This is a genomic window from Psychrobacter sp. UBA2514 (assembly GCF_002341255.1).
Classification (GTDB): domain Bacteria; phylum Pseudomonadota; class Gammaproteobacteria; order Pseudomonadales; family Moraxellaceae; genus Psychrobacter; species Psychrobacter pacificensis.
Window position 1 is genome coordinate 94,049 of record NZ_DDNS01000035.1, and the last position, 12,487, is coordinate 106,535.

General features: G+C 44.6%; 4 protein-coding genes. 3 read left to right on the forward strand and 1 reads right to left on the reverse strand.

Features of this window, described 5'->3' with window-relative positions; translation table 11 throughout:
* The first annotated feature begins 102 nt into the window (after positions 1 to 102).
* From cysG to B3V51_RS09830, 3 genes are all read left to right on the forward strand, one after another.
* Positions 103 to 1,725 carry a siroheme synthase CysG gene (gene cysG / locus B3V51_RS09820; RefSeq protein ID WP_284719375.1) on the forward strand — a complete coding sequence of 541 codons (1,623 nt, stop codon included), beginning with the start codon at positions 103 to 105 and terminating at the stop codon, positions 1,723 to 1,725.
* Positions 1,726 to 1,878: 153 nt separating this feature from the next.
* Complete coding sequence (locus tag B3V51_RS09825; RefSeq protein ID WP_286708330.1) at positions 1,879 to 3,447, forward strand: exonuclease SbcCD subunit D C-terminal domain-containing protein; 1,569 nt, start codon at positions 1,879 to 1,881, stop codon at positions 3,445 to 3,447.
* A 78-nt stretch (positions 3,448 to 3,525) separates the two neighbouring features.
* Positions 3,526 to 7,401, forward strand: coding sequence for an AAA family ATPase (locus B3V51_RS09830; protein ID WP_286708331.1), 3,876 nt, complete (start codon positions 3,526 to 3,528; stop codon positions 7,399 to 7,401).
* A 135-nt stretch (positions 7,402 to 7,536) separates the two neighbouring features.
* Here B3V51_RS09830 and B3V51_RS09835 read toward each other — a convergent pair whose 3' ends face one another.
* The gene (locus B3V51_RS09835; protein ID WP_286708332.1) at positions 7,537 to 12,381 is read right to left on the reverse strand and encodes an NAD-glutamate dehydrogenase; all 4,845 of its coding nucleotides are present in this window, start codon (positions 12,379 to 12,381) and stop codon (positions 7,537 to 7,539) included.
* Between the last annotated feature and the right edge of the window lie 106 nt (positions 12,382 to 12,487).

Below are 12,487 nucleotides of genomic sequence, written 5' to 3' on the forward strand. Positions count from 1 at the left end.
GACGAGTGCAAGTACTACAGTAGTAGGCTAAACGAGTCTAACGCTGTAACACTTTAATAGTGGTTCGACTATACAATAAATAATTCAATATATGGTGACACTATGAACACCTTCCCGCTATTTTTTAAATTAGAAGGCCGTAAAGTGCTCATCGTGGGCGGCGGCGAAGTGGCACTGCGTAAAGCGGACTTGCTCAGCCGTGCTGGCGCGTGCATTACGATTCTTGCGCCTAATATCAGCCACGAAATACGAGAGTTACTGAGTGACAATAAGCACGAGTTGATTGAAAAAAACTATCACAAATCCTATATGTCAGGCGCTCGCGTGATCATTGCCGCGACTGACGATGAAACGCTTAACCATGAGATTTACGCAGATGCGACTGAGCTAAATATCCCGGTCAATGTGGTCGATACGCCGCCATTGTGCGATTTTATCTTTCCAGCCATTATTGATCGTAACCCTATTGTCATCGGCATTTCATCAAATGGTAAAGCGCCTGTATTGGCACGGCTATTACGGGCACGCCTTGAGACCTTAATCCCGCAAGGCTATGGCAAACTGGCCAAGCTGGCAGGGGATTTTCGCAGCGAGGTAAAGTCCAAAATACCAACGCTGACTGGACGCCGCCAATTTTGGGAGCGTGCGTTTGAGGGTCAAGTCAGTCAGTTGATGTTTGCGGGTAATGAAACGGAAGCCGCTGCCCAGTTGCAAGCGGATTTAGATAGTACTGCCGCTGCTATTCATGATAAAGCCCATGCTGCGGAAAATACAACGCCTACGCTATCAGACGAGTCAGAAAAAAAATCACCCCCCGTAGGCGAAGTCTATATCGTTGGCGCAGGCCCTGGTGACCCAGAGCTTTTGACATTTAAAGCGCTGCGTTTGATGCAGCAAGCAGATATTGTCTACTATGACGCATTGGTATCTCCACAAGTGCTGGATCTTTGCCGCCGTGATGCAGACAAAGTGTTTGTCGGTAAAAAACGCAGTAACCATACTGTCGCGCAGCTTGGCATCAATGAGTTATTGGTCAATAGCGCCAAAGAAGGTCGGCGTGTGGTTCGATTAAAAGGTGGCGATCCATTTATCTTTGGTCGTGGCGGTGAAGAAATTGAAAGCCTGCGCGCTCATGGTGTGCCGTATCAGGTCGTACCAGGGATCACCGCTGCCAATGCCGCTGCTAGCTATGCTGGCATACCCTTAACTCACCGTGACCACTCACAGTCCGTACGTTTTGTGACAGGATTCTTGAAGGCAGGCACGCCCAACAACAACTTTAAAAACTTCTTGAACACCGATGAGACGGTGGTCTTTTATATGGGTCTGCATTCGCTGGCGCGCTTGACTGAAGGCTTGGTTGACGCTGGTCGTAGTGCTGATACGCCAATTGCCATTGTCTCTAATGCCAGTATGCCCAATCAGCAAGTCCTAACAGGTACGCTTGCCAGCATCGTCAGTCAGCAAGAAACCGCTCAGCTGCCGACGCCTGCCCTGCTTATTATGGGCGATGTGGTCAGCTTGCATCATGATTTGGCTTGGTACAATTTACAAAATCAGCAGCACAACCAAAGCAGCGATGACATAGCTAAAAACTGGTTACGTGAAGGTTCAAGAGGTGAAGCAGTCAAACAGCCCATAGATCAACAAGCTCATGCGCTATCGATGATTGCAAATCTTGCGACAAATTCAGGGGACGATCTAGAGCAGCTCATCATCGATTAATCTTCTGTGTTTTATTATTACCTGTACCGCAAAGCGACCCTGTCAATTATCTATTGGTAGGGTTTTCTTTTGGCAACAGAGAAAATCTCAACGATTCTTGCTAGAATGAAAGCTACCTAATTAATGTTCTGACGTTTAATGATAAGCCAAACTATGCCCCTATCTATTGCTTCTAAATATATCTCTGTTAGACCTTTAAAAATATTGCACACGTCCGATTGGCACTTGGGGCGCAGGCTTTATGGTCGTCTGCGTTATGAAGAGTTTGAGGCATTTTTGCAGTGGCTAAAAGACACCATTAGCGCACAGCAAGTAGATATATTGATTGTCGCAGGTGACATCTTTGATACCATGACGCCCAGCAATAAAGCCCAAGCGCTATATTATGAGTTTTTGGGGCGAGTCTCACGTTCCTGCTGTCAGCATGTGGTCATTGTCGCAGGCAATCATGACTCACCGACGTTTTTGGATGCGCCAAGCAATGTGCTCAAATTTTTGAATGTCCATGTGATTGGGACTGCTTGTGATGATTTAGAAGATGAGGTATTGGTCTTAGGTGATGATGATAACAATCCTCATTGCATTATCGCCGCTGTACCCTACCTGCGCGACCGTGATGTACGTAGCAGTAGCGCTGGCGAGTCTGCGGATAGCAAAGACGCCAATGTTATCAAAGGTATTCGCGCCCACTATGATGAAGTAGCAGCGATTGCTAGAGAACAGCAGGCCAAATTAATCGAGGTACATCAACGGCATATCCCTATCATTGCCACAGGTCATCTATTCGCCGCTGGTGGCAAAACAACCGATGATGACGGCGTGCGCGATCTCTATGTTGGCTCACTTGGCAAAATCTCCGCTGATATGTTTGATGAGGGTTTTGACTATGTCGCCCTTGGGCATTTGCATGTGCCACAGCGCGTTGGCGGTCGTGAGAGTATTCGCTACTCAGGCTCACCCATTGCAATGGGCTTTGGGGAGGCAAAACAGCAAAAACAAGTGCTACTTATACAATTTGGCAATTCTGAATCTTTTGATGATGATGGCTTAGGGCTAAACGTCATGCCTCAACTTGCCAGCACAGATGCTAATGTTAAAACTACCACGGTTGAAAGATCAGTAGAAAAAAATACTAAAAAAGCACCCGTACAATCTGGTTTTATAGATGACTTATTTGGATTTGACGCGCCAGCTGATAATCATGAGATAACAACAGCGGCTCTTCAAGCGAACACTGACGATCAAAAACAGCATAAACCCAAACCTAACGACTCCATTACTTCTAACAAAGTTTTACATCATGATGACCACAATCAGATGCAAGTAGTTTCTCTACCCATTCCAAAGTTCCAACAGCTAGCGCAGATATCTGGTGACCTAACCACAATCTCACAAACGATAAAATCACTCACACCAACGGATTCTGTTTGGTTAGAGGTGGTCTATACGGGTGACGAGATTGTCAGTGACTTACGTGAGCAAGTACAAGCGATGGTAAATGGGCTGACATGTGAGGTATTAAAGATTAAGAACACCCGCACTTATAATAAAGTGCTTAATCAACAGCAAACCTCGGAGAATCTGCAAGACTTGAATGAGATGGAAGTATTTGAGCGCTGCTTGACGATTAATGAGGTGGCTGAGTCACAAAAAGACTCGTTGCGTGATGCCTATGGTCAGATACTTTATCACTTACATCATGAGGACAAACAGGCAGAATAATATAAGCGTGAATCATTATCGCATTTCTATTTTCTAAATTTTTGCAGTTGCTGCTATCACTAATAATAAGATATATCCATGCGCCTAATCGAACTCAGACTCAAAAACCTCAATTCTCTCAAAGGTGAATGGCACATTGATTTTGCTGACACCGCTTTTACCAATGAAGGTATCTTTGCGATCACAGGACAGACTGGCGCTGGCAAGACCACCATATTGGATGCGATTTGTCTGGCGCTATATGGTGAAACACCAAGGATCAACAGTATCAGCAAAAGCAGCAATGAAGTAATGACGCGGCAAACAGCGGAATGCTTCGCTGAAGTCGTGATTGATTTAAATGGTGAGCAGTACCGCTGCCGTTGGGGACAGCGCCGTGCTTATAATAAGGCAGATGGCAATCTGCAAGACGCCACTCATGAAATTGCTAAGATAAACGCTGATGACTCGTCAAAAAAAGATGAGCTGTTAGAGAGCACGCTAAAACATACCAAAAATAAAATAATTGAACTGACTCGGATGGACTTTCAGCAGTTCACTCGCTCTATATTGCTGGCTCAGGGCAGTTTTTCAGCTTTTTTGAAGGCAAAAGCTGACGAGCGTGCCGATATTTTAGAAAAAATTACAGGTACTGATATTTATGCCACCATTTCAACACATGTTCATAATAAAAAACGCACTGAAGAAGAGATATTGAGTAAACTGCAATATGGTTTAGATGGCTTGGCACTTTTAGATACCGAAGAAGAAGGTCAATTAAGAGCCGATTTGCAGTTATATCAAAGCACCCAGAGTACGCAGCAGCGAGAAATTCAAGATTTGGTCGAAAAAATAAAGTGGCTAGATAGCGTCACAGAATCAAAAGAAAAACTGAACACTTATCAAAATGATCTAGCGCAGGCTCAGCAGGCTCAGCAAGACTTTATCCATGACGCTAGACGCTTAACCGCTGCCAATAAGGCGTTGGAGATTGATAGTCAATACGGAAAGCTTGCCTCTGACCGCAATAATCTAAAACGTTTACAAAATGAACAGCAAGGAATTAACGATACGCTGCCGCAAACACAGAATAACTTACACCAAGCGAACGTGCTGCTAGATACCGTAAAAACTCGCGTACAAGCCGCTGATGAAGCGCTGCGATCCACCTTACCTAATATTAGAGAAGCGCGTAGACTAGATATCGACATTACGCAGCAAACGCAGGGATTAAAAGAAGCGCAGCAAAGGGAGAATACGTTATCGGACCATACTCAGCGCTTACGCCTAGAGATTGATCACCATCAACAACAAGCAGTACAAAATAAATCCCAATTAGCAGATATAGCGCGCAATCTTAATGGTGCAAATGACTTAAATGACATCGACGGCGATATTGCTAATTTTAAGAGTTATTGCACCAGTTTAAAAGCACTGCTCCAAGACAATGCTGATTTAAATATCAGCAAGGCCAACCAAAAACACAATACAGACCAGTATCAAAGCCATCTTAGAACCTTGTATCCACTACAAAAGGATCAAGCGGCTAAAGAAAAAGCTCTGCAAGCTCAGATCGAGGAATTACAACAAAAGCAAGCCGAATTAATTGAAAGACAGTCTCTACCTGAGATACACAGCGAACAAGAACAGATAGATGGCCTCGATCGTCAGCTTGAACAAATAGAGTCAAAAGTAGATAAGCTCAATGAGCTTCGCGCACAGATCAAAGATATAGACACTGAGCTACCAGTAATACAAGACGATTTGGTAGTGCTGGCTGATATCATTACTAATAAAGCATCCACTATCCAATCCACTAAAGACAAGCGGCAAGACAAACAAACACAGTTATATCTACTACAAAAAGTAGCCACTCTAGAAAGCCACATTGCTGATCTAAAAGACGGTCATCCCTGCCCGCTGTGCGGATCGCTTGAGCATCCTTATGGCGCAAACCACCCGCATTTGATATCAGATACCGAAGCAGATCAGATTCAGCAACAAATGATAGAGCTGGACACCACCATATCCGATTTGGAAAACAGATTATCTGTACATCGTATCAATCAAGCAACCAAACAGCAGCAGCTTGAGCGACAGCAAAATCAGAAAAACCTACTACAAGATCAAGCACAAAAACTAGCAGCTGATATCAAGCAGTCAGTGAGTTTAGTCCTGAAGGAAAACTACTCACCTTTTATCGCGGCAATGATACAACCATTGCAGCAACTTGAGACACATGTAGATATAATACCGGTGTTAAAGAGCACTCAACATCAATTGACCGAACGTAAAGCATCACTTAGAGGCACGCTGTCCAATTATCAGAGGCTTGGCGAGAAGCTCGCTACCATGCGCGAGGACATTAGCGCATTAGCACAACAGCAGCATAAGCTGGCAAGCGATATTAATGGGATTGAGACGAATATCAAAATAACATCCGTGAGTATAGATAATACAGATAAACACATTCACGATAATTTCTCTGAATTAACCACCCTTAAAAATGACATCATTCAGCTCTTAGAAAGATACGCCGCTGGCACGTTTCAGTCAAACGCAATCGCGCAGATACGCGCCTCGAAGTCAACTTTACATCCCCTGATGGAAAGTATTGATAGCCAAGTTATCCTAAACGAGGCGGATTATCATACGCATATCACGACATTGCGTCAGCAGCACGCAGCGCTTATAACCATAAAAAATGGGCTTAATAATTATAAAGAGCATCAGCAAAAGCTAGCGACAGAACTAGGCGGTCTAGAAATACAGATCGATACCAAACAAACCCAGTTGGATAAAGACCAACAGGAGCTTGATAGTCTGGTTCAACTCGTGATTGAAAAAATAAAGGCGCTTGAGCAGCTACAAACACACAGAATCAATGTCTTCGCCGACAAAGATCCCGATGCAGAAGAGCAGCGTTTGCGCGCGGCATTAGAACAAGCGAAAACCGATCAGTCCGTTGCCCAAAGACAACTAGACAGTGCTGAATACACGCTCAAGCAGCTAAAAGACCAACGAGAGCAGATCACCCAGCAAATCAAAGCAGCAGCTGATACCGTGCAGGTTCTAGAAAACCAGTTCCAAACGGCACTTGCCTCCTCCAGCTTTGATACGGAAGCAGAATTTTTGGCGGCGCGCTTGCCTATGGATGAGCGTAATGCACTCAAACAGCAGCAAGAACATATTGATTATGCACTCAAGCAAGCGCAATCCTTATTGAATGAAACCGAGAAAGCATTAGAAGATAAGCAAGCTAATCCGCTGACAACAGACGATAAAGAAACGCTTATCCAGCAGCAAGCGCAAGTCCAAGAGAAGTTTAATAGCTGCATTGAGTCAATTGGTGCAATCAGTCAGCAGTTACGAGACAATGAGGATAAGAAAAGCACGCAACAGGCACAGATTAATGCCATCAATGCCCAAAAAGATAAGTTACAAGTGTGGCGACAGTTAAATGATTTGATCGGCTCAAATAGTGGAAAGAAGTTTCGTACCTTTGCTCAAGGACTTACCTTTGACATTATGATCAGTCATGCAAATACTCAGCTGCAAAAGATGAGCAATCGCTACCTGCTGGTTCGTGATGATGGCAACCCCCTTGAGCTCAACGTCATGGATGACTATCAAGGCGGTGAGATTCGTAGTACCAAAAATCTCTCAGGCGGTGAAGGCTTTATTATTAGCCTTGCTCTGGCACTAGGACTATCACAAATGGCCAGCCAAAATATTCGCGTAGACTCGCTATTTTTGGATGAAGGTTTTGGTACCTTGGATGAAGAGTCTTTGGATATTGCGCTAGATACACTGACCAATTTGCAGCAAGAAGGAAAATTAATCGGGGTAATCTCCCATGTACAGACGCTAAAAGATCGTATCTTAACCCAAATTAAGGTCGAAAAGCTCTCGGGCGGCTTTAGCCGAATTAGTGGTCAAGGATGTCACAAAGTTGTCAGTGAAAAAGCCTCGTAATTTAAGCTAGTCAGTTTGCTACTTTCTACTCTACTTTCGATTAAACGATTTTGTTTAGACAATAAAAGACCACCGAACATTAAGAACGGTGGTTTTTTTGAACTTACAGATATTTATTTCTTAATGAGTAACTGATTATTTAGTGACTAAACCACTCAGCTCACTCATCAATACTGACAGCGTTGACAGACCAATTTGACCTTCTTCATCGTTGCTATGCAGCTCATCTAACTTATTCATCTCTGTCGTGACTGCTGCAAGCTGATCGACGTGTCTTGCTTTCCATTCACTAAATGCCTGCTTGGCATCTGGTTTAGACAGTACCGCATCCATTAGTAGGCGCAAGCTACGTGACAACTCGTTCACTAACGCATGGCGTGCACGGCGATCCCAGTAGTCTTGCTGTGGTAAATTGGCAATATTGTCCATCATCCAATCTAACTGCAACACTTGATAGGCTTCAAAGTATAGGGTTGCAATCTCATCAACAGGACGCTCATATTGCTCAGCCAGCAATGCAGCATCAAGCGCATCGACATGATACGGTAGCATCGCAAATAAGGTAGCATCGTTGTCAGACAGATCTTTTTGCATCAAACGCTCGGTGTCTTCTTGCAAATATTGGGCAAACTGCTGCTCGATAAAACCACTTGGCTTAGTCAGTTTTTCAACACTATCGCTAAAGCGGCTAATCATATCAGCAACTTGCAAGTTTTGACCAAAGGCATTGATGAACCAGACCACACCGCGCTCAAGCGCATCACGTAGACGCAGCTCAAGATTCAGAAGTAGTGTTGCTTCAACTTGGTTATCCAATGCTTCCAATGCTTGCCAAGCGCGCGATACGTTGAATACATCACGGCTAATCGCATAACCACGCACGATAGTCGCTAGTGATTGATCGGTTTCCTCAAACAGACGGAATAACGCTTCAATACCTAAGCGGTTGACCACACTGTTGGTCAAGTAAGTGCTGATGATTTCACGATGCAAGCGGTGCTCAGTCATTTCATCAAAAAAGCGTGACGCAAGCTCATCTGGGAAATATTTGCGTAGCTCGTTAATGAAGTACGGATCATCTGGTAAATCAGATGATAATAGATTGTCATAGACCCACATTTTGCCATAAGCCAAGACGACTGCGAGCTCAGGGTTGGTCAGACCAGTATCTGCTTTTTGACGCTTCGTAATCTCTTCGTCTGATGGTAGATACTCAATCGCACGATCCAGGCGCCCTTCACTCTCTAGCATTTGGATGAAGCGCTGATGATCGCTTAGATTGGCTGCGGCGCGAATATGACTCAGCTCAATGGCTTGTGGTTGCAAGTAGTTCTGACGTAGTACCAATTCTGCTACGGTGTCAGTCATACTCTCAAGCAATTCATTACGCTGCTTCAGCGTCATATCGCCTTGCTCGACCACTTTGCCAAGTAAGATTTTGATATTGACTTCATGATCCGAGCAGTTTACACCGCCTGAATTATCGATGGCATCTGTATATATGCGTCCGCCCGTTTGAGCGTATTCGATACGACCTTGCTGGGTTAGACCTAAGTTACCACCTTCACCAACGATAGCTGCGCGCAGCTCATTACCATCGATACGTAGCGAATCATTGGCACGATCGCCAACATCGGCATGCGTCTCATTTGCACTTTTGACATACGTACCGATACCACCATTCCAGATGAGATCGACAGGTGCACGTAATAACGCACTGATCAAATCGTTCGGTGCAAGGCTGTCTGCACTGATATCAAAGAGCGATTTCATCTCAGGACTGATAGCGATAGTCTTGTCTTGGCGTGAGAATATCCCACCACCTTGACTGATTAAGGAGTCGTTATAATCTGCCCATGATGAGCGCGGTAGCTCAAACAAGCGTGCGCGTTCCGCGTATGAGGCCGCCGTGTCTGGATTAGGATCAATAAAAATATGCAGGTGGTTAAAGGCAGCAACGAGCTTAGTATGCGTTGAGAGCAGCATACCATTACCGAATACATCCCCACTCATGTCACCAATACCGACCACGGTAAAGTCATCACGGTTTTGGATATCCATACCGCGCATACGGAAGTGACGTTTGACCGACTCCCAACCACCGCGCGCTGTAATACCCATTGCTTTATGGTCATAACCTACTGAACCACCTGAAGCAAAGGCATCATCCAGCCAGAAGTTGTACTCTGCTGCGAGCGCATTGGCGATATCAGAGAAAGTCGCTGTGCCTTTGTCCGCTGCGACAACCAAGTACGGATCATCTTCATCATGACGTACTGTGTTGGCTGGCGGGACGATGTTGCCATCAACGATATTGTCAGTCACATCGAGCATACCGCGTAGGAATGTCTGATAGCAGGCAATGCCTTCTGCTTGGAACGCTTCACGGCCATCAGCCATGCTTTTGGTTTTGACAATAAAGCCGCCCTTAGAGCCAACAGGGACGATGACGGCATTTTTGACCATCTGTGCTTTGACGAGGCCAAGCACTTCGGTACGGAAATCTTCCATACGATCTGACCAGCGCAGACCACCACGGGCGACTTTGCCACCACGTAGATGCACCGCTTCAACGCGCGGTGAATAGACAAATATCTCAAACATTGGCTTTGGCTTGGGCAGATTTGGAATGTCTGCTGCCAAGAACTTAAACGACAAACGATCTTTGCGTTGACCGTCGCTATCTACTTGATAGAAGTTGGTACGTACCATCGCATTAATCAGATCCAAGTACCAGCGCAAGATACGATCTTCGTCTAGGCTATCGACATCTGCTAACGCAGCGGTGATTTTCTCTTGAATTTTCGTTGTTTTTTCTTGGCGCGTCTCATCACTATATTCAGGGTTCATGCGCGCATCAAACAAGCTGCCCAATGCCACACTGATATCACTGTTTTTAACGACAGTTTGTTGGATATAGGCGCTAGAGAATGGCGCACGAGCTTGTAGCATATAGCGAGACAGCGCACGTAATACGACGACATCGTAAGTGTCGAGCTTGGTCGTTAGTACCAACTCATTGAACGAATCGCTCTCAACACGGCCTGCCCAAATTTGCTTGAGGCTGTCTTCGAACTGACCACGCACGACTTGCATATTGACCGTATCGACATGCTCTAGCGTCAGCTCGTACTCTTGCATCCAGATAGGCTGCTCTGGCAAATCAAACTCATAAGTTTGTGCTGAGATAACCGATACACCAAAGTTTTCAAGTATTGGTAGCACTTTTGATAGGATAACAGGCTGCTCGCGACCGTATAGCTTTAGGTGAAGTTGGTTACGTGCATCGCCTGTCGACTGGTATAAATGCCAAATCATTGGGTTTTCTGCGGTCAGTCCCGCCAGACGCTTCGTATCTTCGACTGCGGTACGAGCATCAAAACGCTCTTGGTACGCAGCAGGAATATAGTCTAAAAAGCGACGAGTCAAAGCGTTGGCTTGTTGCTCACCCACATTATCGAGTAGCATTTTTTGATAATTATCATCCCATGACTGCATAAGTGCTGACAATTTGGCTTCAAGTGTCGCGATATTAACGTCATTCACTTGACCTGGCACTGTGCGCACATGGACATGGACGCGGGCGTGCGCAGATTCATTGAATTCAGTGGTAAAACCTGAAGACAAACCGTTATAAGCATCTTTTAGAACGTTTTGTACTTTGATGCGTAGCTCAGTGTTGAACTTATCACGTGGAATATAAACTAAGCACGAGACAAAACGTTGGTAATGGTCGATACGGCTAAATAAGCGTAAGCTCTTTTTGTCTTGTAATTGGCTAATACCTGAGACAATTGGGTACAGCTCTTCGACGCTGGCTTGGAACAGATCATCACGTGGCAAGGTATTAATCACATGCATCAATTTATGATGAGCATGACCATCACGTGGCAATTCTGCCATGGCCATAATCTGGTTGGCCTTTTCGCGTAGTAGCGGTATTTGCTGTACGGTAAGCTGATACGCTTGCGATGTCAGCAAACCGATAAAGCGATACTCACCAATCAATTTACCATTATCATCGAACTTATGGATACCCAAAAAGTCCATATATACCGAGCGATGTATCGGAGATACACGGCTTGATTTAGACAGCATCAACACGCGCGGCTCAGTTAATAATTGTTTTAGCCCTTTAGGCAGTTGATTGAAGCTTTCTGATATCTTGTCTTCTTCTGAACCGCGCAATAGACCAAGACCGCTATTACCAATGGCAAATAAATCCAAATTAGTAGGTTCGGTGACTTCGTTTTCGTGACCGCCTTCTAAACGGTACTCGCGATAACCTAAGAAGATAAAGTGGTCATCTAATATCCAATCTAAAAATGCTTGGATTTCTTGTTGTGAGTAGAACACTTCTGGCAGTGGTTTGCTAGACAGTTCAGCTTTAATGTCATTTAACTGCGCACGCATTTGTTTCCAGTCGCCAACGACGGTATCAAGCGTGTCAATTTTAGACATAAGCATTTGTTGTAATGCTTCCAAGCTTTCATTATCTTGATAAGCAATTTCACAATGAATCAACGACATATGAGAAGTGGCACTTTCATGTGCGCCTTCAACATAAGTAATCTGGCCGTCCTCATCGCGTTTAACACTTACGATGATATTGTAAGTACGATGCACATCGATACCTTCAGCTTCAAGGCTCATCAAGATCGTATCGACTAAAAATGGTCTATCATATGCCACGATCTGAATGACCGTGTGCGAGCTATGAAAGTGCTGCTCTTCTGCTAAGGGATTCAATACTGCCAGTTGTGGTTTGCTGCAATCATAGGCTTTGAGCAATGTAAAGTGATGTAGCGCCATGCCCGCCAAATCAGCATTACTGATCGCCTCTGCAGTTTCTTCATGCAGCGGCTCATAGTAGCTATGGATAAAATGATCAAATAGCGATTTGTCTTTTTGTACATAACTGGTAGCAATATCGCTTATCTGGCTAATGCGCTCTTTTGCGATACTGAGGGAGTTTGACATTGTCCTTCGTCCTTTTTATAGGTTTGGTTTATCTATTTATGTTTATCAATCTGTGTTAATTACCGTCATTGCATATAGGGCTTTATATAGTCAATCAATATTAAAA

What these genes read in the sequence shown, in the direction of transcription:
- cysG (WP_284719375.1), top strand. Translation starts at nt 103, where the DNA reads ATGAACACCTTCCCGCTATTTTTTAAATTAGAAGGCCGTAAAGTGCTC.
- B3V51_RS09825 (WP_286708330.1), top strand. Translation starts at nt 1,879, where the DNA reads ATGCCCCTATCTATTGCTTCTAAATATATCTCTGTTAGACCTTTAAAA.
- B3V51_RS09830 (WP_286708331.1), top strand. Translation starts at nt 3,526, where the DNA reads ATGCGCCTAATCGAACTCAGACTCAAAAACCTCAATTCTCTCAAAGGT.
- B3V51_RS09835 (WP_286708332.1), bottom strand. Translation starts at nt 12,381, where the DNA reads ATGTCAAACTCCCTCAGTATCGCAAAAGAGCGCATTAGCCAGATAAGC.